The sequence below is a fragment of the Sphingomonas sp. genome (assembly GCF_025362505.1).
GTDB lineage: Bacteria > Pseudomonadota > Alphaproteobacteria > Sphingomonadales > Sphingomonadaceae > Sphingomicrobium.
In genome coordinates this window covers 1-21,093 of sequence record NZ_JANYGG010000095.1, presented here as the reverse complement: position 1 = coordinate 21,093, position 21,093 = coordinate 1, and the positions used below count along the sequence as shown (strand labels likewise).

The following is a 21,093-nucleotide window of genomic DNA, read 5'->3' as shown; positions in this document are numbered from 1 at the left end:
TTCGCGGTGTTCGGGGTCGACCAGCAGCGGCTCGATGCCGGGGAGGGCGCGGGTGGCGCTGCCGGGCTTCATGTCCATCGCGCCGGGGAAGTTGGCGATGAGGATGCCGCCGGTCTCGGTCTGCCACCAGGTGTCGGTGACCGGGCAGCGCTTGTCGCCGACGACGCGCCAGTACCAGTCCCATGCCTCGGGGTTGATCGGTTCGCCGACCGTTCCGAGCAGGCGCAGCGAGGCGCGGCTGTATCTGGTCACCCAGTCATCGCCTTCGCGCATCAGCGAGCGGATCGCGGTCGGGGCGGTGTAGAGGATGGTGACGCCGAGGCGGTCGATCGTCTCCCACAGGCGGCCGTGGTCGGGGTAGTTGGGGACGCCGTCGAACATCACGCTAGTCGCGCCGGACAGCAGCGGGCCGTAGACGGTATAGCTGTGGCCGGTGATCCACCCGACATCGGCGGTGCACCAGAAGATGTCGTCGTCGCGTGTCCCGAAGATCCAGTCGAAGGTAGTCGCCGCCCAGGTGGCGTAGCCGCCGGTGGTGTGGACAACGCCCTTGGGCTTGCCGGTCGAGCCCGAGGTGTAGAGGATGAACAACGGGTCTTCGGCGTTCATCGGCTCGGGCGGGCAGTCCGGCTGGACGGTCAGGCGAAGGTCGCTCCAACCGAGGTCGCGGCCGTGCGTCATCGGTACGTCGCCGCCGGTGCGCTGAATGACGATGACGGTGTCGACCGGACTGGTGGCGAGCGCCTTGTCGACATTGGATTTCAAGGGGATAGGCTTTCCGCCGCGACGGCCCTCGTCGGCGGTGATGACCGCGGTCGCACCACAATCGCGAATGCGGTCGGCCAGGCTTTCGGGGGAGAAACCGCCGAACACGACACAGTGGACCGCGCCGATCCGGGCGCAGGCGAGCATCGCCGCCGCCGCTTCGGGGATCATCGGCAGGTAGATCATGACGCGGTCGCCGCGCCCGATGCCGCGCGATTTCAGCGCATTGGCGAAACGGCAGGTCTCTTCGTACAGCTCGCGGTAGGTGAGCGGGCGGCCCTCGCCGGGTTCGTCGGCCTCGAAGATCAGCGCGGTGCGGTCGCCCCGCTCGGCAAGGTGCCGGTCGAGGCAGTTGACCGAGAGGTTGAGCTGGCCGTCCTCATACCAGCGGATGTGGAAGTCGGCCTGGTCGAACGACCAGTCGCCAGCCTTGGTCGGAAAACGGGTCCAGTCGAGCCGCTTCGCCTGGTCGAGCCAGAAGGCGGGCGCGTCGGTGGCGAAGGCTGAGTGAAGCGCGGCGAGTTCGACCGGGCCGACGCGCGCGTCGAAGTCGGCGGGGACGGGGACGACTGCTTCACTCATGACGCTTACTCTACCGGCGGCGCTGCTAATGCCATGTCGATTACGAAACGATAGCGGACGTCGTTCTTCAGGAGACGCTCGTAGGCCTCGTTTACTTGGTTCATCGGGATCATCTCGCATTCGGGGTAAATTCCCTTCGCCGCGCAGAAGTCGAGCATTTCCTGCGTTTCGGGGATGCCGCCAATCGCCGATCCGCCGACTGCGCGGTTCATCGAGAGAAGATTGAAGCTGTGGAATTCGGGCATCACGTCGATCATTCCGACCAACACCATCCGTCCGCTGCGGCCAAGCAACTGGAGGTAAGGCGTGATGTCGTGCTTCACCGGGATGGTGTTGAGGATGAAGTCGAAGCGTTTCGCCGCAGCCTTCATCTGTTCCGCGTCGGTCGACAGGATGACATCATCGGCGCCGAGCGCGCGCGCGTCGGAGCCCTTGCTCGCGGTGGTGGTGATCATGGTGACGTGCGCGCCCATCGCGGCGGCGAGCTTGACCCCCATGTGACCGAGGCCGCCGAGGCCGACGACGGCGACCTTGCTGCCCTCGCGCACGCCATACTGGCGCAGCGGAGAATAGGTCGTGATGCCCGCGCACAGCAGCGGCGCGACACGGGCGACGTCCATCCCGTCGGGCACCTTGCAGACGAAATGGTCGCGCACGACGATGTGATCGGAATAGCCGCCCTTGGTCAGCGAGCCATCGTTCTTGTCGATGCCATTGTAGGTGCCGACCGTGCCCTTTTCGCAGAACACTTCCCAGCCCTCGAGGCACTGGGGGCAGGCCATGCAGCTGTCGACCATGCAGCCGACCGCGACGATGTCGCCAACGCCGTGCCGGGTGACCTCGTCGCCGACCTCGGTTACGGTGCCGACGATCTCATGGCCGGGTACGACCGGATAACGGGAGTTGTGCCAGTCGTTGCGGCAGGTGTGGAGGTCGGAATGGCAGATGCCGCTGTGGCTGATGCGGATCACCACATCATTGGCGCGCGGCACCCGGCGGTCGAAGGTCATTGGCCTCAGCGGTTGGTCCGCCGAATCAGTACCCCAGCCATGTGCCGTCGTTACCATGAGTCGCTCCCGATCGTTGTTGCGTGGGGAGCATTAGGCCGAGCCGCGCCGAGTGTCAGCCCTACAAAGAGCGACACATCAACGTGCGGCTGTCAGAGCGAGGCGCGGCGGGTTAGTCGGGCCCTGAGGTCGCTCATGCCGATCCGCTCGGCGGCGCGCTCGGGAGCGGAGGAGCGGGTCACGTCCGCCAGATGGCCGAGCATCTGACCGACGATATCGACTGACTGCAACGCCACCGCGTGACGGGTCAGCAGCAACGGATCGGTGCACAGCGTGTCGCCGAGCGACTCGATCATGCGACGCGCGAATTCCAGCTCTTCCGCGATGCGCAGGCTGAGCGGATTGTCGGTCGGGATCAGGGCCGGGTCCTGCGGTGGCGGTTCGCGCCGGATCGACGGGCGCGGCGGCGGTGACGCGTGAAACGCGTTGAGCGGGCGCGACAATGCCTCTGCGCGGAAACCCGCGTGGATCGAATCCACGCGCTGCTGTTCAGCACTCATCGGTTCAGTTTGGCTGACCGCGGAATACTCAAAATTTTCGCTGATTGTCATTCGTACCTCTTGCCGGCTCAAAGACTAAACACAACAAAGTTAAGGTAGGATTTTATATCCAAACTGGACGCAAAATAGCCACGACCGTGCAGCCCGTCAGTCCGGATTGTGGGCCGCCCGGTCGACGACAAGCTCGTCGCCGGCAGGCGAGGTGGAGAAGCTTTCGGCCTAGCCGGTCATCAGCACCACGTCCCAGCCGAAGGCCAGCGTTTCCGCCGCGCCCGGCACCGCGCCGAGTGCCCGGGCGATGACCGAGGCTTGAGGGGAGGCGTGGGGGAACAGGATGTCCGTCGCGTTCAGCGGCTCGCCTGGAAAGTAGATCTGCGTCGTCAGCCGCTGGGAGCGGCCCATGACATCGACGTGGATGTGCGGCGTGCGCTGAAGGCCCCCGCCGATGGGGTAGGCGCCGGGCTTGATCGTGACGAAGCGATAGCGGCCGGCGGCATCGGCCACGATCTTCGCCGAGCCCTGGAAATTGGGATCGAGCGGAGCATCATGCGTGTCGCCGGGGTGCGCGTAGCGGCCATGGCTATTGGCCTGCCAGATATCGAGCGCGGCGTGGGGCACCGCTCGGCCCGCGTGGTCGAGGACCCGCCCGCTGATGATAATTCGCTGCCCGTTGGCAACCCCGCGACGGCCGCTGACTCGGGTCAGGTCGGCGTCCTGATCGAGCGGGCGGATGACGGGGTAGAATGGCCCGAGGTCCTGGCGAGCGGTCAAGTCGAGCGGCGCGGCGGCGGCGCGCGCGGCGATCGCGCCCAGACCGGCGGCGAGGATCGTGCGGCGATTGAAGTCGTCGATCGGCATGGTTAGTCCTCCGATAGAGTCAACGCAACAGGCACGATCGTGCATTGCCGTCATGCGCTCCGGCTGGGGAAATTGCGAATCTGGCGAAGCACCAAGCGTGGATCGCCAGAGCAAGTCGAGGTCGAGCGGCTCGCCGCCTGAGTGGGGCGGGGTGCCGCATTCGACTGGCGTCGCCCCGCTTCATGGGGGATTCATCGGGCAACGGCGAAAAGGCCGCACCATTCAAGCGGAGACCGAGATGATTAGCCCGGGGCCATTGGAGCCCGAACAGACCCTCCGCCGCGAAGACTTCGGCGAGGTCGAATATCTGCTTCGCCGGGCGGACGTGGAGGTTGTCGCGGCGATCCGCGCAAATGATCCGCGAGTCCACGAAAGCCACGCTGGGCTCGCCAAGCGTTATGGGCGGGCATCACGAGCGCTGATCGCCAAGCTCGACGCAGAGGCCGAAGAAACGAGCTGGCACGAGCTAAAGGCGAAGAAATAGCCGTGGCTTGACTCGTCGATGGAGCAAGCGCAGCTTTCTCCCATCTAATAAGGGGGGAAATGAAATGCGGGCAATGTTCCTGGGCGTGCTGACGGCGGCGCTGATGGCAAGTGCCACTCCGACATTTGCAGCCCCGATCGACGACGCGACCGTGACGGTTACGTCGGTACTCGACAAATTCAATGGCGGCGACATCAACGCCTTCTTCGCGGCGCATCGCGACGGCGCGCTGATCGTCGACGAGTTCGCGCCGTTTGTGTGGGGCGGCCCGCAATCCGTCCAGCGCTGGGCCAGCGACTACGATGCCGACGCCAAGCGTCGCGGCATCCGCGACGGGCGGATCGATTATGGCAAGCCGATCCAGGCAAATAGTGACGGGACCAGCGCCTACATCGTGCTGCCGACCACTTATCGCTTCACGCAGAATGGCACGAAGATGGCGGGCGCGGGGTCGATGGCCTTCGTGATGGCGCATGAACTAACGGGATGGAAAATCAGTAGCTGGATCTACTCCGGCGCGACTTCGACGCCGGAACGCTAGGCGCTCAGCAACCGGATCGGGTTCTCGATCAGCGCCTTCATCGCTGCAAGGTAGCTCGCGGCATCCCAGCCGTCGACGACGCGGTGGTCGCAGCTGAGCGAGAGGTTCATCCGCTTGCGCGCCTCGATCTCGCCGTCGATGATGGCGGGGAGCAACTGTACTTTGTTGACCGCGATGATCGCGACTTCGGGGCGGTTGATGACCGGGGTCGAGGTAATGCCGCCCATCGGGCCGAGGCTCGACAGGGTGATGGTCGAGCCGGTGAGTTCGTCGCGGGTTGCTTTGCCGGTTTTGGCCGCATCGGCCAAGTGGCCGATGTCGCGCGCCAGTTGCCAGACGGACTTGGACTGAGCGTCGCGGATGACGGGGACCATGAGGCCGCCGGGGGTCTGGGTCGCCATCCCGAGGTGCATCGCGCCGTGGCGGGTCAGCATCATCGCGTCGTCGTCGAAGGTGGCGTTGAGCATCGGCCAGTCGGCGATCGCCTTGCCCATCGCGGTGATGAGGAAGGGGAGGAGGGTCAGCTTCGGCTGGTCGCCACGGTCGCGGTTCATCATCGCACGGGTGGCTTCGAGGTCGGTGACGTCGAATTCTTCGACCAGCGTGAAGTGGGGAATGCGGCGTTTGGACTCCGCCATGTTTTCCGCGATCTTGCGGCGTAGACCGACGACCTTCGTGGTCTCGTCGGGGCGGTGCGGGGCTGAGCCGGAGATGCTGCCGCCGTTGTAAAGCAAGTAGGCGTCGAGGTCCGAGTGGCGGATGCGGTCGGCGGTCGTGCGGACTTGGGCAAGGTCGATGCCGAGGTCGCGGGCGCGCTGGCGGACCGCTGGGGAGGCGAGGGTTTTTTCTGCCCCCTTCACGGCAACGGGAGGGGCCGAGGGTGGAGTAGATTTGTCGAGGGTCGGGTTGGCCTGTGCCATTGCCTCGGTCGGCGTGACGACGCCATCGGCGAGCGGGACCTTCGCGGTCATAGCGGTCGCTTCGCCGTCCATTTCGATCTCGACCAACGCTGCGCCGATCGCGACCTGGTCGCCGACTTCGCCGGCCAGCGCGACGATCGTGCCCGCGACGGGCGATTCCATCTCGACCGTGGCCTTGTCGGTCATCATGTCGGCGAGTTGCTGGTCTTCCTCGACGCGGTCGCCCAATTTGACGTGCCACGCGACGATCTCGGCCTCGGCGATGCCTTCGCCGATGTCGGGGAGCTTGAAGATGAAGCGGGCCATTACGACTCCAGGACTTTCTTGAGGGCGTTCTTCATGCGCAGCGGACCCGGGAAATAGACCCATTCATAGGCGTGCGGATAGGGCGTGTCCCAGCCGGCGACGCGGACGATCGGGGCTTCGAGGCAATAGAAGCAGCGTTCCTGAACAAGAGCGCTCAATTCGGCACCGAACCCGGAGGTGCGGGTGGCTTCCTGCGTGATGAGGCAACGGCCGGTCTTCTCGACCGAGGCGGCGATGGTGTCGAGGTCGAGCGGCACCAGGGTGCGCAGGTCGATGACCTCGGCGTCGACGCCATTTTCCTCGGCGGCGGCAAGCGCGACGTGGACCATCGTGCCATAAGCGAGGATGGTGACGGCTTCGCCCGGGCGGACGATCGCCGCCTTGCCAAGCGGGACGGTGTAGTGGCCGTCTGGCACCGCGCTCGCCGGGTGTCTGGCCCAGGGGGTGACGGGCCGGTCGTGGTGGCCGTCGAACGGGCCGTTATAGATCCGCTTGGGTTCGAAGAAGACGACCGGGTCGGGATCTTCGATCGCGGCGATCAGCAGTCCCTTGGCGTCGTAGGGCGTTGAGGGGATGACGGTTTTCATCCCCGAGATATGGGTAAACAGGGCCTCAACCGACTGGCTGTGGGTCTGGCCACCGAAGATGCCGCCGCCGTAAGGTGAGCGGATCACGACCGGCATGGTCCACTCGCCGGCAGTGCGGTAGCGCATGCGGGCGAGCTCGCTGACGATCTGGTCGTAGCCGGGGTAGATGTAATCGGCGAACTGGATCTCGACGACGGGTTTGAGGCCATAGGCGGCCATACCGATCGCGGTGCCGACGATGCCCGCTTCGGAGATTGGCGAGTCGAAGCAGCGGGTCTTGCCGAATTCGCGCTGGAGGCCTTCGGTGACGCGGAAGACCCCGCCGAAATAGCCCGCGTCCTCGCCGAACACGACCATATCGGGGTCGCGGGCCATCATCACGTGGTGGGCGTCGTTGATCGCCTGGATCATGTTGCGCGTAGTCATGACGGTTCGTGTCCGAGGAATTCGCGTGCTTCGGCAAGGGCCTGTTCGCGCTGCTCCCGCAAATGCCACGGCGTGTCGGCGAAGACATCCTCGAACATCGAGCCGATCCGGTCGAAGCCCTGCTGGGGGAGGACGCCGTTGGTCTCGGCGGCTTTCTGAGCGGCGCGGACCTGCGTGTCGATCTCCTTGTCGAGGGCGGCGTCGCGGTCGTCGTCCCATTCGTTCAAGCCGACCAGGTGGGCCTTGAGGCGGGCGATCGGGTCGCCGAGCGGCCACGCCCCGGCCTCTCCCGCGGGGCGGTATCCGGTCGGGTCATCGGAGGTCGAATGACCTTCCGCGCGGTAGGTGAAATACTCGATCAGCGTCGGGCCCTTGTTCAATCGGGCGCGGTCGGCGGCCCAGCGAGTGGCGGCATAGACGGCCAGTGCGTCGTTACCGTCGACCCGCATGCCGGCAATGCCATAGCCGACGGCGCGCGCGGCGAAGGTGGCCTGCTCGGCCCCGGCGATGCCCGAGAAGCTCGAGATCGCCCACTGGTTGTTGACGACCGCCAGGACGACGGGGGCCTGGTAGACCGAAGCGAAGGTGAGCGCGGAGTGGAAGTCGCCTTCCGCCGTCGCGCCTTCGCCGATCCAGCCCATCGCGATGCGGCTGTCGCCCTTGATCGCGCTGGCCATCGCCCAGCCGACGGCCTGCGGATATTGGGTGCCAAGATTGCCCGAGATCGAGAAGAAGCCGTGCGCCTTGTCCGAATACATGATCGGCAATTGGCGACCGTGGAGCGGGTCGGCGGCGTTCGAGTAGATCTGGCACATCATCGTTTCGAGCGGATAGCCGCGCGCAATGAGGATGCCTTGCTGGCGATAGGTCGGGAAGTGCATGTCGTCGCGGTCGAGGGCGTGGGTTGCGGCGACCGCGATCGCCTCCTCGCCGGTGCACTTCATGTAGAAGCTGGTCTTGCCTTGCCGCTGGGCGCGATACATGCGGTCGTCGAACACGCGCACGGTTTTCATGTGGCGCAGCATGGAGCGCAGCGTGTCGGGCGAAAGGCGCGGATCCCAGGGACCGACCGCGCGGCCGTCGTCGTCGAGGACGCGGACGAGGTGGGTGGTGAGCGGGTGAGTCTCGGCGGCCGGGGCAGTGACATCGGGACGCGGCGCGTCTCCGGCGGGAGGCACCCGAACACTCGAGAAATCGGGCGCATCGCCGGGCCGGTAGCTCGGCTCGGGCACATGCAGCGTCAGCGTCGGCCGATTGGCCCGCGCACTTTCCTCAACCATCCTCATCCTTCCAGCCGCGCGTCGACGACTTGCCTTCCCCTAGGCGGTTCGCGGCGCCGGTTGAAGAGGGACGACGTATCAAAGTTACGCATGCAACGAAACGCAACGATGTGCGCCGACTTGGCAATCCACGGCAATTGACCGGCTCGCCACGGCGGGGCTAGGGCGCGGCGATGTCAGAAACCAATCAGATGCCCGACCGGCTTTCGCTCGATCCCCGCAGCCCGCACTTCGACGGCGACCTGTTGCAAAAGGGGGTGCGGATCAACTTCAACGGGGTCGAGAAGACCAACGTCGAGGAATATTGCGTGTCGGAAGGGTGGATCAAGGTCGCCGCCGGGCGCAGCCGCGATCGTCACGGCAACCCGATGACGTTGAAGCTCAAGGGCAAGGTCGAGCCGTTTCTGGGCGATGCAACGCCGAACGAGGCCGCCGAGAGCGACGCATAAGGCGGTCGCGCCGGCCATAGTTGGCGGTCCATCCCAATAGCTGGTGGGAATTTCCGCCAACCACTCCTCCCAAATCCAGATCGCCAAAGTTTTTTGGCGCAAAACCGCAATTGGCACGGCTCTTGTATTACCCTTTGCATCGGGCCGCATTCGTCGCGGTCCGGCAAAAAGGGAGTTTCAAGATGTTCGCTCGTGGAAATGTCCAGCGTCAGATCGCGGTGTTCGCCGTGGCGCTGCTGATGAGTTCGATCGCGGTCGGTGCCGCGGTTGCCCCGGGTGCCGCCACCGCCGCCCCATTCGCGGCCGCAACCTATGCCTGATTTTGACCTTGAACCGATCGAGGCGGTCGCGCCGACGCGCACTCCGCGCATGCCGCGAGCGGATCAGGGCGAGGCGGAAACGCTCCGCTTCGCGCCGCTCGTCGGGCTGCTGTCGGGACCGGTATTCAGCCGGGCGCGCGACATCATCGCGGCGAATATGACCGAGTTGCTCGATCGCGCCGAGGACCCCGCACGGATGATTCGCGTGATCATCATCGAGATGGAAGAAACGCTGGTCGAGATCCGCGCCACCGCCGCCCGGACAATCGCCGACATGAAGGAAATGGGCCGCGCGCTCGCCCGCCTCGACACGATCGTCGACGGGTGGAGCGAAAAGGCCGAACTGGCGCTGGCGAAAGGCCGCGAGGACCTGGCGCGAGCGGCGCTTGGCGAGCGGCAGGAAGCGGCCGGGATGGCCGACGGGCTGCGCGCCGAAATCGACGGGCTGAACGCGGTGCTCAAGGGCTATGAGCAGGACATCGCCAGGCTGCAGGCGAAGTTGCGCGAGGCGCGGGCGCGGCAGGCGTCGATCGCTGCCCGGATTGAAAGCGCAGTGTCGCGTGCCCGGGTCAGCGAGACGCTCAATGGTAGTCGTGCCCAGGACGCCTTCGCGCGGTTCGAGCAGCTCGAACGCCGCGCTGACCTCGCCGAGGGGATGGCCGACGCGCTGGGCATGAGCGGGCCCAAAAGCCTGGAGGAAGAGATTGCCGAATTGCGCAGCAGCGACGCGGTCGACGCCGCGCTCGAACAGATGAAGGCGGCGCGCGCGGCGCGTCATTGATTAAAAGGGAAACGGGAAATGGCACGATATTCGATGAACCGCCGCGACAAGAAGCTGGCCGGGGTGTGCTCGACGTTGGGCGATGTGTCCAATGTCGATCCGACGATCATTCGCATCGGTTTTGCCGCCTTCGCGCTGATCGTCAGCATCAAGTTCGCGCTGATCGCCTATGTCGGGGCGGGGATCTGGTTGCACTTCCAGAAGCACAACGCGACGCGGATCGGCCAGGACCGGCGCAGTGATTTCGACCGGATGGCGGACGTTGGCAAGGTGCGGCCGTCGGTCCATGCGATGCGCAACGACCTTGATTCGACCGACCGCCGGCTGATGGCGATCGACGATCATCTCGCCAAGCCCAACGACCAGCTGGCGCGCGAGATCGAAGCGCTGCGGGAGGAGCGGTGATGAGCGACCCCGCTGTTTCGATCGCGCTGATGGGGGCGAGCCTGGTCGTCGCTCTGAGCGTCATGGCGGTCGCAATCCTCAAGGGCTGGCGCGGGTGGCTCGATCTCAGGCGGCTCGAGATTGATCGCGGGCAAGACGCGGCACCGGTCGTCCGTGCCGGGGGGCGGATCGAGATTGCCGACCTGAAAGAGCGGGTGCGCAAGCTCGAGGCGATCGCCGAAGGGATTGATGTCTGACGACTTGTCGCGGCCCGTAATTTGCGGTAGTTTCAGTTGAAACGAACATCGCGGAGTCGCTGGCATGATCGACAATCCAATGGGCCTCGACGGATTTGCGTTCGTCGAATTTACCGGCCCCGACCCCGATGCGCTGGCGGCCCTGTTCCTGACAATGGGTTTTTCCCACGTCGGCACGCATCGATCGAAAAACGTCCGCCGCTATGCTCAGGGCGATATAAATTTCCTCCTCAACATGGAGCCCGCCGGGCAGGTCGGCATCTTTCGCGCCGAGCATGGGCCGAGCGCGAACGCGATGGCGTTTCGAGTGGCCGACGGGGCGAAGGCACTCAAGATCGCGGTCGACAAAGGTGCGCGACCGGTAAACAGCCATGCGGGGCCGGGCGAACTCAACCTGCCCGGGATCGAGGGGATCGGGGGATCGAACCTTTATCTGGTCGACGAGCGCGGCGGGGCAAGCATCTGGGACATTGATTTCGAACCGGTCGAAGGCGCCGGGACAGAGGACCACTCAGTCGGGCTACATACGCTCGATCATCTGACGCACAATGTGAACCGCGGGCGGATGGCGCATTGGGCGGGCTTCTACGAGCGCATCTTCAACTTCCGCCAGATCCGCTATTTCAACATCGAGGGACAATCGACCGGCCTGTTTTCCAAGGCGATGACCGCGCCCGACAACAAGATCCGCATTCCGCTCAACGAGAGCCAGGACGAGCGCAGCCAAATCGAGGAATTCCTGCGTGATTACAACGGCGAAGGCATTCAGCACCTCGCGCTCGCGACCGACGATATCTTCGCGACGGTCGATGCGCTGCGCGCAAATGGGGTGCGGTTTCAGGACACTAATGACAGCTATTTCGACCTGATCGACAAGCGGCTGCCGGGGCACGGCCATGACGTCGCCGAAATGCGCAAGCGGCGCATCCTGATCGATGGCGCGCCTGAAACCGGCGGCGGCCTGCTGCTGCAAATCTTCACCGAGAATATGGTCGGGCCGATCTTCTTCGAGATTATCCAGCGCAAAGGGAATGACGGGTTCGGCGAGGGCAATTTCAAGGCGTTGTTCGAAAGCCTCGAGCTCGACCAGATGCGCCGCGGGGTGATCCCGGCGACGAGCGAGCTATGAACGATTACCTGACCGGCTTCGGCAATCATTTCGCGAGCGAGGCGGTTGCAGGTGCGTTGCCGGTCGGGCGCAATTCGCCGCAGAAGCCGGCGTTCGGGCTTTATGCCGAGCAATTGTCGGGAACGGCATTCACCGCGCCACGGCACGAGAATCGGAGAAGCTGGCTCTATCGGTTGCGGCCGAGTGCGAGCCACGCGGCGTTCGTGCCTTGCGCGAGCGCCTTTGACCAGGCGGCAAGCGCCCTGCCGCTCGCGCCCAACCGGCTGCGATGGGCGCGCGCGCAGGCAGAGGCGGGAGCGGATTTCGTCGATGGACTGACGCCGATGCTCGGCAATGGCTCGGCCGAACGGCTCGAGGGGTGTGCAGTGCATCTTTATGCCGCAGACTGCGACATGGAGCGGCGGGTGTTGTTCAACGCCGACGGCGAGCTGCTGATCATCCCCCAGTCGGGGCGGATCGAGCTGCTGACCGAGTTTGGGCGAATCGACGTCGCGCCGGGCCACATCGCGCTAATCCCGCGCGGGGTGCGCTTCCGCGTCACGCTCCCCGAGGGCGCGGCGTCGGGCTATGTGGCGGAGAATTACGGCGCGTTGTTCCGGCTACCCGAATTGGGTCCGATCGGATCAAATGGGCTCGCTAATCCGCGCGATTTCGAAGCCCCGGTGGCATGGTTCGAGGATCGCGATGAGCGCTTTGAGCTGGTTCAGAAATTCGGTGGGCGATTATGGTCGACCAGTCTTGATCACAGCCCGCTGGATGTTGTCGCGTGGCACGGCAATCTTGCGCCATGCCGCTATGAGCTGGCGCGGTTCAACGCATTGGGGACGGTCAGCTTCGATCATCCCGACCCGTCGATCTTCACCGTGCTGACCAGCCCGAGCGAGACCGCCGGCCGCGCCAACTGTGACTTTGTCATCTTTCCGCCGCGCTGGATGGTCGCCGAAGATACGTTCCGGCCGCCGTGGTTCCACCGCAACCTGATGTCGGAGGCCATGGGGCTCGTCGGTGGCGCTTACGACGCGAAGGCCGAGGGGTTCGAGCCGGGCGGACTGTCGCTCCACAACCGGATGAGCGCGCATGGCCCCGATCTCGACAGCTGGCGCGGCGCAAGCGCGGCGGAACTGAAGCCGCACAAGATCGAGGACACGATGGCGTTCATGGTCGAGAGCGCGTTGCCGTTCGTGCCCACTGCAGCGGCGCTATCGAGCGCGCAGCCCGACTATGACGGGGCGTGGGCACAGTTCCCAAAGGCGATATTGCCCCGCGCCTGATGACCTTGGGGGAGGAGTCAGCGAAAAAAGGAAGTGATCCCAACACCTTGCTTTGGCCGCTATCTTGCCGGTTTCGTCCGAAGGCGAAGTATGGCTGCCGTTGGCGACTTGCTTGCAAAGCGACCTGCTTTTCTAACCCAGGACGCGCGCCATGATTGCTCCCAGCCGCGCCAGCACTGCCGGATCTCGCGCATTGGGCGCGGTGATAAGCGCGTTGTCCAGCACGGTGTCGAGTGGCGAGGGCGTACGCTGCGACGGCAACGCCGCAATGAAGCGTTCGAGCACCACTCGGGCGATCGCCCCGTTGGCGGCCAACTGCTCGATCACCTGGGCCACTTCGACGAAGGCGCCTTCCTCGCGCCAGCAATCATAATCAGTGACCATCCCGATCAGCGCGTATGGCAGTTCCGCCTCGCGAGCGAGGCGTGCCTCGGGCATGGCGGTCATGCCGATCACGTCGGCTCCCCACGCACGATAGAGCAGGCTTTCCGCACGGGTCGAGAATTGCGGCCCCTCCATCGCCAGGTAGGTTGCGCCCACGGCGACTCGGCCGCCTGTCGCGGTGACTGCGTTGGCGGCGAACGCGGTCAGGCGTGGGCACACCGGTTCGGCCATCGAGACATGTGCGACCATGCCGGAACCGAAAAAGCTGGGTGGCCGCTGCACGGTGCAGTCGATGAATTGATCGACGATAACGAAGCGCCCGGGCTCGAGCTCTTCGCGTAATGATCCGACCGAGGAGATCGCGAGCAAGTCGGTGCAGCCGCTCCGCTTCAGCGCATCGATATTAGCGCGTGCGTTGACTTCATGCGGTGGGATGCGGTGACCGCGCCCGTGGCGGGGCAGGAAGCGCAAGGCAATATCGCCAATGCGACCGTGAAGCACCTGATCCGACGGCTCCCCCCAAGGGGTCGGTACATCGCGCCATTCGGCGTCCTCCAACGCGTCGACCGCGTATAATCCGGATCCGCCGATGATCCCGATCGTCCATTGCGCGTTCATTCCTTCTCCTCCAGCTTTTCATTTCCCATTATTGGACCGCCCACGCCATGCGTTTTGTGATCCTCTCGCTTGCACTGGCGAGCGTCGGCGTCAGTGGAGCTGAGGCGGCCGAGCCCATCGCGGGGCCTGGCGGCCTCAAGGCACAAGGTTGCATCGTGATTTTCTGCCGCACGCTGGATTGGGCGCCAGCGCGATGACGGACCCGTCGGTGCTTCACTTGGCTGGTCCGTTCGAAGCCTCGTTGATAGAGGACCGAGTCTTCGTGGCGTGGCCGGCGGGCACGGGGGCATGAGCGGCCTGTTCGCCCGAGTGCACGACTGGTTCTTCGGGCTTGGCGCGAACTATGGCGTCGATCCGGTCGTATTCGGCGCGATCTATGTCGGTGCGGTCCCGTTTTTCCTGCTGTCGATCGGCTGGCTGGTAGCGCGGCTGCGGGCGGGCAAGTCGATCGTCGTGCCGATTCTGTGTGCGGGTTTCTGCTTTGTATCGGCCTATCTCTATCTGGCGATCGTCGGCCATGACATTCCTGTCTGGGTGTGGGCGGCGCTCGGCCTGCTGATCGTCTATGGGGCGTTCTCGACTGTCAGGGATGTGCGCAAGAAATCGCGAAAATAGCTCATCGAATGTGCGGGTAAAGATCTCCCAACCGATCGCGCAGGCCCATTGCCCAGCGGATGCCGACGGTAAGATAAGTCCAGTTCGCCTTCCACTCGCCCCAGGCGGCGACCCGGCGGTCCGAGGTCAGGATCACTCGATTGACCAGCCGGACGCGGCCGAAGCGCGCCATCTTCACGCATAGATCGGCCTCTTCCATCACGCTCATGCCGGGGTCGCAGCCCCCGACCGCGAGGAAATCGGCGCGGCGGAAGAACATCGCGTGATCGCCGAACAACAGCCGGACGCCGCGAAAAAAAAAGTGCGGGCGAAACAGCAGTGGCGCGTACCAGGTCTTAATCCAGTTATGGAACGAGGTCACCCAGCGCACCTTGTCGGGCCCGCTTAGCAAGGGCGTAAAGCCGGCGAGCGCGACCTTCGGGTCGGCCAGCGTACGGCGGATCACCGCGATCATGTCGTCGGGCGGCTGCGTGTCGGCGTGGAGCACGCAGACGATCGGACTTGCGACCCAATCTACTCCGCGGTTGATCTGGCGTGACCGGCCTTGCTCGTGATGCTCGATCACGCTGAGACCGAGTTCGCGCGCGATTGCCGCGCTGCCGTCCGAACTGCCGCCGTCCACCACGACCACTTCGTCGGGCGGCGGATCGAGTGCAGCCAGCAGGCGGGCGAGGCGCGGCAGCGTCGTCGCTTCGTCGAGCGTGGGAATGACGATGGCGACCGCATCGGTCATTCGGATATCAACCCTGGCCAGCGCGCGAGGTCTTCGGGCCGGTCGCAATCGGCGAGTTTGGGGAGCAGCACCGGATCAATCCGGGCAGCGGCAAGCCGGTCCATCGTTTGGCCGAACACGCTGCTGGTGCCCCACTCGATCCCTTCGAACACGGCATCGACTGGGTGCGACAGGCCCAACAGCCAATAGCCGCCGTCTTCGGCAGGCCCGATAACTGCGGAAGCATTCTGTAACTCATGGGCGGCCAGTTGCAGATGGGCGGGGGTCAGGTCGGGCGCGTCCGCTCCGATGAAGATCGTCGGATAGGGCGGACCGGCACGCGACAGCCGGTTGCCGAGATCACCCTCTCCCTGATCGATAATCGACAGACGCCCCAGCCATTCCTCGAACGCCGCCGTCGGCGCTCCGGTCGTCCGCAGTTCGAGCATCAATCCCGACGACCGCACCGCCTGCACGGTTCGTTCGGTCAGCACGCGATGCAGCTGTGCCGCCCGCTCCGCGCCGAGCGCCGGAATCAACCGCGTCTTGGCACGGCCGGACTCGGGAAAGCGAGTGAACAGGACGACGCGCGGGCTCATTGTCGTGCAATAGTCGAACGGGCAGACGGGCGCACGCAACTCTCGCCGATGACACGAGTTTTCTGACAATGGATAAGGGCCGTGACCGGACAATGATGATCGCAGGCGGCGCGTTGCTTGGCCTCGCCGCGATCGCCTTGTTTGCGGGCGAAAAGAAACGACCACTGCGCAAGGCCACGCAGGCCGAGCCGGGGCGTAGCCTCACCAACCTTGTGCTCGGTGCGCTCAGCATGGCGACCGTCGCGTTGATCGAAGCGCCGCTCACCAAACCGCTCGCCGAGCGGGCCGAGCGCAAGCGCGACGGACTTGTCCAGGCCCTCCCGCTCCCGACTTGGGCGCGCGACGCGGCAGCGGTGCTGCTGATGGATTACACGATCTACCTGTGGCACGTCGCGACGCACAAAGTGCCGCTGCTGTGGCGCTTCCACCTCGTCCACCACGTCGATCTCGATCTCGATGCGACGACCGCATTGCGTTTTCACGCGGCGGATATGGCGATTTCGGCGCCCTATCGCGCCGCGCAGGTCGCGCTGATCGGGGTTTCGCCGCGAGCGCTGCGAATCTGGCAGGGTTGGTTCTTCTTGTCGATCCTGTTCCACCACAGCAATCTCGCTTTGCCCGAACGGTTCGAGCGGATCCTGGCACGCTTTTTCACGACGCCGCGGATGCACGGCATCCACCACAGTGCCGTTCAGGACGAAACCGATTCGAACTGGTCGAGCGGCTTTTCCTTGTGGGATCACCTCCACGGCACCTTCCGGCTCGACGTGCCGCAGGCCGAGATCAGGATTGGCGTGCCGGCCTATTGCGAGCCAAACGAGACGGGGATCGCAGCATCGCTCGCCATGCCTTTCGGTCACGAACGCGATGCCTGGGAAGCGTCGGATAGAAAGCCCACCGTCACACAATAATCGATCAGCCGTTTGAGATAAGTAGCGCCTGTCGGCGGACAGACCAGACCCGTCAACGCCCGGAAACGGGCATCGTCGAATTGCGGATCGCGCTGGAAATAACTGCTGTAGAGCCCCGCAACGCGTGCATAAAGACGCCGCTCGAGTGGCGGAAGCGCCGCCAAATCGAAGGCATCGGGCGACACCAGCAACGGCGCCATGAACTGAGGAAACTCTCCGATCGCGCCGGCGAACATCGCTACCGGCACGGGCTGAGCGGAAACGAGGTGATAGCGCCCACCGTCCGCCGCCGTCATATTCTCGGCCAGCGCGACTATACCGGCGGCGACATGGTCGATCGGCACGAAGTCGATCGTCGCGCCAGCACTTGCTGCCATGTGTCGGACGCGCCCCTCGGCGATCAGTTTGAACGCGGCATAGATTGTGTCGAACGTCCGGATCGCACCGCTCTCGAAGTCGCCCACCACTACGCTCGGCCGGGCGATCGCGTGGCGAAGGCCGCTCGCCGCAACCAGTACCTCCCCGTGCGCCTTGCTCGCCTCATAGCCGTTGGCAAACCCGGTTGGTCGGGGCCGATCGACTTCCCGGACCAAGCCGTCATACTTGCCGCAAACGTAGGCGGTGCTGATGTGGAGCAGCGCCATGTCGCTCGCCCGCGCAAGCTCGATCGCGTGAGCGGTGCCCACGACGTTGACCGCATGATAGTCCTCGTCCTTGAGGTCGAACCGGGTCGTCGCCGCGCAGTGGATCAGTAAATCGTGGTCGGCTGTATCCGCTGCGTCGAGGTCAAAGCCGGGTACCGACACATCGCCGTGATGGACGCGATAAAGCGCCGACTGGTGTCCATCATTACCACGCACCTGCGGATTGCGATGGACCAGCGCACTCACCCGGTGGCCGCGCGCGGCAAGCCGCGCCGCGACCTCGCCACCGATTAATCCGCCCGCACCGGTGATGAGGATACGCAATGCTGCCATGCTTCCCGTTGGCAATGGTGCAACCAATGCTTTCATGCAAACGTACGGACTGATGATGGAAAAATTCGATCTGATCGTGATCGGCGCGGGCTCGGCCGGGCTTACCGCGGCCGGAGGCGTCGCAATGTTCGGGCTGAAGGTGGCGCTGATCGAAGCGGGTGCGATGGGCGGCGAGTGCCTCAACACCGGCTGCGTCCCGTCCAAGGCACTGCTCGCGGCGGCCAAGGCGGCGCATGGCGCCCGCGACGGCGCTCGCTTCGGGATCAAGGCGATCCCAAAAGTCAATTGGCCGGGCGTGCGCGCCCATGTCGATGGCGCGATCGCGGCCATCGCGCCGCACGATGCCCAGGAGCGCTTCGAGAGCCTGGGCATAGAGGTGATTCGTGCACCCGCGCATTTCCTCGATGGTAAGTCCTTGCAAGTCGGCAATCGTCGGCTGACCGCGCCACGCATCGTGATCGCAACCGGCTCAAAACCCGCAATCCCGCCGGTCGACGGATTGGCGGACGTTCCTTATCTGACCAACGAGACGCTGTTCACGCTAGACATGCTTCCTGCGCATCTGATCGTGCTTGGCGGCGGTGCGATCGGGATCGAAATGGCTCAGGCATTCCGCCGATTGGGCAGCACTGTGACCGTAATTGAACATGGTAAGCCGCTCGGGCGTGACGACGTCGATGCAGCCGATCTGGTCATCGCGCAATTGCGCAGCGAGGGCGTCGCTTTTGAGTTGGGGCGAAAGGCGACGAACGTCATGATCGATGGGAAATCCATCGTGGTGAAGCTTGATGACGGCCGCAGCCTGGCCGGAAGCCACCTGCTCGTCGCGACCGGACGCCGCGCCAATATCGACGATCTCGACCTCGCCGCTGCAGGCGTGAAAGCGGGCAAGGACGGGATCGACGTCGATGCCCGGCGACGTACTGCCAACCGTCGAATTTATGCGATCGGCGATTGTCGCGCGGGTCCTCGCTTCACTCATGTCGCCGGGTATGAGGGCTCACTCGTCGGCCTCGATATCGCGCTCGGCTGGCCTGGCAAGGTCGATTGGCGCGCGTTGCCGCATGTCACCTACAGTGACCCCGAGCTCGCCCAGATCGGTCTGACCGAAGCCGAAGCGCGTGAGCGTCATGGCCAGGTCGATGTTATTCGGCAGGAATTCAGCGATAATGATCGCGCCGTGACCGAGGGCGACACGCGCGGTTTCCTTAAACTGGTCCGCCACCGTGGCAAGGTCGTCGGCGTCACCATCGTCGGCGCACATGCCGGGGAGCTGCTCGAGCCATGGACACAGATCATTTCGGGCAAGGCGTCCGCCTTCGCGCTTGGTTCGGCGATCGTCGCTTATCCGACGCGCTCCGAGATCGCCAAGGCGGCGGCGTTCGCAGCTTATTCGCCCGCGGTGTTCGGGTCATGGCCTAGGCGCTGGGCTGCGCTGGTGGCAAGGACACGCCAATGGCGCGCTTGAGTCGGGCCCGCACGATGCCGACAGGACCTTCGCCTTTTCGCGTTGAAGCGCCTCCGCTGCCGCGTGCGAAGTTCGCTAATCCGCAACTCACGGCCCTGGGCGAGCCCCGCGCGCACGTCCCGCTCGTCGCGTTCGACACATTGTGGTTCAACACGGGCACTTTGTGCAATCTTGCCTGTGCGACGTGCTACATCGAGAGCTCGCCGACCAACGACGCGCTGATCTATCTCACAGTTGTCGAAGTGACGCGCTTTCTCGACGAGATCGCCGAGGGCGAGCTCGCGACCCGCGAGATCGGCTTCACCGGCGGCGAGCCCTTCATGAATCCCGAGATTATGACGATGCTCGACCAGTCACTCGCGAGCGGCCGGAACGTTCTCGTCCTGACCAATGCGATGAAGCCGATGCGGCGGCATGAAGCAGCGCTGCTGGCGTTACGCGAACGGTTTGGCGACAAGCTCACGCTTCGCGTCAGCCTCGATCACTACACGCCGAGCATTCACGAAGCAGAGCGCGGCGCTCGCAGTTGGCAGCCTGCACTCGACGGCCTGAAATGGCTCTCCGCCAACGGTTTCTCGATCGCGGTTGCCGGACGCCACGTTGCTGCCCAACCCGATGCCGCGGCTCGCGCCGGATATGCCGCGCTGTTCGCCGCAGAAAAAATTGCGATCGACGCGCACGATCAGTCGCGTCTCGTCCTTTTCCCCGAAATGGACTCTAGCGCCGATGTGCCCGAAATCACGACTGCCTGTTGGGGGATCCTTGGTGTGTCGCCGGCGGACGTGATGTGCGCGACCAGCCGCATGGTCGTCCACCGCCGCGGGGAGAAGCTCGCTCGTGTCGCTGCTTGCACCTTGATACCCTACGATCCCAGCTTCGACATGGGAGCCACCCTTGCCGAGGCGACGAAGTCAGTACTGCTCAATCACCCTCACTGCGCGCGCTTTTGTGTGCTGGGTGGGGCCAACTGCTCTGGCTGAAGGCAGGCGTTTCCAAATCTCGTGCGTTATTCGTTGGTTACGGACGATCTTGCGGTTGGCGCGGCATCTCGACAACTTAACAGACGCCTTGAGGGCTTTAAAAACCGATGATCGGGACTTGGTCCCGCCGAGTGGCTTCCACCGATGCCTTTTGGATTGAGGCGGGCGACGAGCACGCGTCCAAGCTACCCCGCCCCCGCGCAGCCTCCAATCTTAGTGCGAAGGCGTGCCAAATATTCTCGCATTATTTCTTGTCAACCTCGTGCCCTCGTTGCGCCTTTGAAGTTGAATTCCACCTATTCTTATGATGCTAACCTATTGAAATTATGGCGCGCGACGCAGTCTGCTGCGAACCCGTCTCTGGAACGCGGTTCCCTGCTTTCAGCCAAAGTGGCAAAAGAAAAGCAGCCAATATTCTATAATTTGACCGATATCCGGCTGATTTCTGCAGTTATCTCTTTTTTGTCCGAGCTTGGTTGCAGGGTATTCACTGCCGCCTTGCAGGGAATTGACCCGTCACTTGGCAGGAAACTCAACAGCGATTTGCTGCGGATATCTGGCGGCGGGAGCGCCCGTCGGTGCTTTTCTATCATTATAAAATTAGTATCGGCGCATGGCTGCCTTCGTGAGCGGGCGTGCAGGCGCCGAATAAAGAATACATAATCCCCGATTTATAAATCGTAGAACTTTGCACCATCGCTAAAGTTCAATTGACGGTGACCGTCAACGCAATCGGGCCATTCTATCAATAAAACTCAGTTGACGACGTCGGTCAACCGTATTTCTTGCAGTATCGAGAGAGTTACGTTGACGGTGCCGTCAACGGTATACCTCTTGCAAGTAAGGAAAAACCCGAACACGGTAGCAAGACACTTGCAAAATGAAGCGCTGCACTTACCCTAGTATCGATTCGGACGGAGGG

Annotated in this window: 24 protein-coding genes; 13 read left to right on the top strand and 11 right to left on the bottom strand. The window is 64.1% G+C overall.

Annotation, left to right across the window (positions count from 1 at the left end):
* The 4 genes from Q0R27_RS09405 to Q0R27_RS09390 all read right to left on the bottom strand — a co-directional run.
* The coding region (locus Q0R27_RS09405; RefSeq protein WP_293943715.1) for an acetate--CoA ligase at positions 1-1,347 on the bottom strand (1,347 nt) is incomplete at its 3' end.
* Positions 1,348-1,352: 5 nt separating this feature from the next.
* Positions 1,353-2,357: an NAD(P)-dependent alcohol dehydrogenase gene (locus tag Q0R27_RS09400; RefSeq protein WP_293943712.1), complete on the bottom strand. Its 1,005-nt coding sequence runs from the start codon at positions 2,355-2,357 to the stop codon at positions 1,353-1,355.
* Between the two features lie 149 nt (positions 2,358-2,506).
* Positions 2,507-2,914 carry a hypothetical protein gene (locus tag Q0R27_RS09395; protein ID WP_293943709.1) on the bottom strand — a complete coding sequence of 136 codons (408 nt, stop codon included), beginning with the start codon at positions 2,912-2,914 and terminating at the stop codon, positions 2,507-2,509.
* A 219-nt stretch (positions 2,915-3,133) separates the two neighbouring features.
* Positions 3,134-3,772 (bottom strand): hypothetical protein, encoded by a 639-nt coding sequence (locus Q0R27_RS09390; protein WP_293943706.1) that lies wholly within the window; start codon positions 3,770-3,772, stop codon positions 3,134-3,136.
* Between the two features lie 97 nt (positions 3,773-3,869).
* Here Q0R27_RS09390 and Q0R27_RS09385 point away from each other — a divergent pair, with 97 nt between their 5' ends.
* Together Q0R27_RS09385 and Q0R27_RS09380 are read left to right on the top strand one after the other, a co-directional pair.
* Positions 3,870-4,256, top strand: a complete 387-nt coding sequence (locus tag Q0R27_RS09385; protein ID WP_293943704.1) for a hypothetical protein — start codon at positions 3,870-3,872, stop codon at positions 4,254-4,256.
* Positions 4,257-4,320: 64 nt separating this feature from the next.
* A complete protein-coding gene (locus Q0R27_RS09380) occupies positions 4,321-4,797 on the top strand; it encodes a nuclear transport factor 2 family protein (RefSeq protein ID WP_293943702.1) in 477 nt (158 codons plus the stop codon).
* Here the strand turns inward: Q0R27_RS09380 and Q0R27_RS09375 are convergent.
* Genes Q0R27_RS09375 through Q0R27_RS09365 form a run of 3 tightly spaced genes read right to left on the bottom strand, consistent with a single transcriptional unit; the run spans position 4,794 to position 8,316 of the window.
* The gene (locus Q0R27_RS09375; protein WP_293943700.1) at positions 4,794-6,023 is read right to left on the bottom strand and encodes a dihydrolipoamide acetyltransferase family protein; all 1,230 of its coding nucleotides are present in this window, start codon (positions 6,021-6,023) and stop codon (positions 4,794-4,796) included. The genes Q0R27_RS09380 and Q0R27_RS09375 overlap by 4 nt on opposite strands.
* Positions 6,023-7,036: an alpha-ketoacid dehydrogenase subunit beta gene (locus tag Q0R27_RS09370; RefSeq protein WP_293943698.1), complete on the bottom strand. Its 1,014-nt coding sequence runs from the start codon at positions 7,034-7,036 to the stop codon at positions 6,023-6,025. Before Q0R27_RS09370 ends, Q0R27_RS09375 begins: the two co-directional genes overlap by 1 nt.
* Positions 7,033-8,316 (bottom strand): thiamine pyrophosphate-dependent enzyme, encoded by a 1,284-nt coding sequence (locus Q0R27_RS09365; protein ID WP_293943696.1) that lies wholly within the window; start codon positions 8,314-8,316, stop codon positions 7,033-7,035. The genes Q0R27_RS09370 and Q0R27_RS09365 overlap by 4 nt, the downstream gene beginning before the upstream one ends.
* A 173-nt stretch (positions 8,317-8,489) precedes the next feature.
* Between Q0R27_RS09365 and Q0R27_RS09360 the strand changes: the two genes are divergently transcribed.
* The 7 genes from Q0R27_RS09360 to hmgA all read left to right on the top strand — a co-directional run bounded on the left by Q0R27_RS09360 (position 8,490) and on the right by hmgA (position 12,907).
* On the top strand, positions 8,490-8,765 hold the full coding sequence (locus Q0R27_RS09360; RefSeq protein ID WP_293943694.1) for a DUF3297 family protein: 276 nt from the start codon (positions 8,490-8,492) through the stop codon (positions 8,763-8,765).
* 182 nt (positions 8,766-8,947) lie between these two features.
* A complete protein-coding gene (locus tag Q0R27_RS09355; RefSeq protein WP_293943692.1) occupies positions 8,948-9,085 on the top strand; it encodes a hypothetical protein in 138 nt (45 codons plus the stop codon).
* Entirely contained in the window at positions 9,078-9,866 is a 789-nt protein-coding gene (pspA, locus tag Q0R27_RS09350; RefSeq protein WP_293943690.1) for a phage shock protein PspA, read from the top strand. Before Q0R27_RS09355 ends, pspA begins: the two co-directional genes overlap by 8 nt.
* An 18-nt stretch (positions 9,867-9,884) precedes the next feature.
* Complete coding sequence (locus tag Q0R27_RS09345) at positions 9,885-10,271, top strand: PspC domain-containing protein (RefSeq protein ID WP_293943688.1); 387 nt, start codon at positions 9,885-9,887, stop codon at positions 10,269-10,271.
* Positions 10,271-10,507, top strand: coding sequence for a hypothetical protein (locus Q0R27_RS09340; RefSeq protein WP_293943686.1), 237 nt, complete (start codon positions 10,271-10,273; stop codon positions 10,505-10,507). The genes Q0R27_RS09345 and Q0R27_RS09340 overlap by 1 nt, the downstream gene beginning before the upstream one ends.
* A 64-nt stretch (positions 10,508-10,571) precedes the next feature.
* Positions 10,572-11,636, top strand: coding sequence for a 4-hydroxyphenylpyruvate dioxygenase (hppD, locus tag Q0R27_RS09335; protein ID WP_293943684.1), 1,065 nt, complete (start codon positions 10,572-10,574; stop codon positions 11,634-11,636).
* Positions 11,633-12,907 (top strand): homogentisate 1,2-dioxygenase, encoded by a 1,275-nt coding sequence (hmgA, locus tag Q0R27_RS09330; RefSeq protein WP_293943682.1) that lies wholly within the window; start codon positions 11,633-11,635, stop codon positions 12,905-12,907. The genes hppD and hmgA overlap by 4 nt, the downstream gene beginning before the upstream one ends.
* 132 nt (positions 12,908-13,039) lie before the next feature.
* Here hmgA and mtnP read toward each other — a convergent pair whose 3' ends face one another.
* Positions 13,040-13,909: an S-methyl-5'-thioadenosine phosphorylase gene (gene mtnP / locus Q0R27_RS09325; protein WP_293943680.1), complete on the bottom strand. Its 870-nt coding sequence runs from the start codon at positions 13,907-13,909 to the stop codon at positions 13,040-13,042.
* A 288-nt stretch (positions 13,910-14,197) separates the two neighbouring features.
* Between mtnP and Q0R27_RS09320 the strand changes: the two genes are divergently transcribed.
* A complete protein-coding gene (locus Q0R27_RS09320) occupies positions 14,198-14,524 on the top strand; it encodes a hypothetical protein (protein ID WP_293943678.1) in 327 nt (108 codons plus the stop codon).
* Position 14,525: 1 nt separating this feature from the next.
* Here Q0R27_RS09320 and Q0R27_RS09315 read toward each other — a convergent pair whose 3' ends face one another.
* On the bottom strand, positions 14,526-15,257 hold the full coding sequence (locus Q0R27_RS09315) for a glycosyltransferase (protein WP_293943676.1): 732 nt from the start codon (positions 15,255-15,257) through the stop codon (positions 14,526-14,528).
* Complete coding sequence (locus tag Q0R27_RS09310; RefSeq protein ID WP_293943673.1) at positions 15,254-15,835, bottom strand: TIGR04282 family arsenosugar biosynthesis glycosyltransferase; 582 nt, start codon at positions 15,833-15,835, stop codon at positions 15,254-15,256. The genes Q0R27_RS09315 and Q0R27_RS09310 overlap by 4 nt, the downstream gene beginning before the upstream one ends.
* A 92-nt stretch (positions 15,836-15,927) precedes the next feature.
* Here Q0R27_RS09310 and Q0R27_RS09305 point away from each other — a divergent pair, with 92 nt between their 5' ends.
* Positions 15,928-16,746, top strand: a complete 819-nt coding sequence (locus tag Q0R27_RS09305; protein ID WP_293943669.1) for a sterol desaturase family protein — start codon at positions 15,928-15,930, stop codon at positions 16,744-16,746.
* Here the strand turns inward: Q0R27_RS09305 and Q0R27_RS09300 are convergent.
* Entirely contained in the window at positions 16,692-17,723 is a 1,032-nt protein-coding gene (locus tag Q0R27_RS09300; protein WP_293943667.1) for an SDR family oxidoreductase, read from the bottom strand. The genes Q0R27_RS09305 and Q0R27_RS09300 overlap by 55 nt on opposite strands.
* 55 nt (positions 17,724-17,778) lie before the next feature.
* Between Q0R27_RS09300 and Q0R27_RS09295 the strand changes: the two genes are divergently transcribed.
* The gene (locus tag Q0R27_RS09295) at positions 17,779-19,191 is read left to right on the top strand and encodes an FAD-dependent oxidoreductase (protein WP_293943665.1); all 1,413 of its coding nucleotides are present in this window, start codon (positions 17,779-17,781) and stop codon (positions 19,189-19,191) included.
* A 14-nt stretch (positions 19,192-19,205) separates the two neighbouring features.
* Complete coding sequence (locus Q0R27_RS09290) at positions 19,206-20,171, top strand: radical SAM protein (RefSeq protein ID WP_293943663.1); 966 nt, start codon at positions 19,206-19,208, stop codon at positions 20,169-20,171.
* The last annotated feature ends 922 nt before the right edge of the window (positions 20,172-21,093 follow it).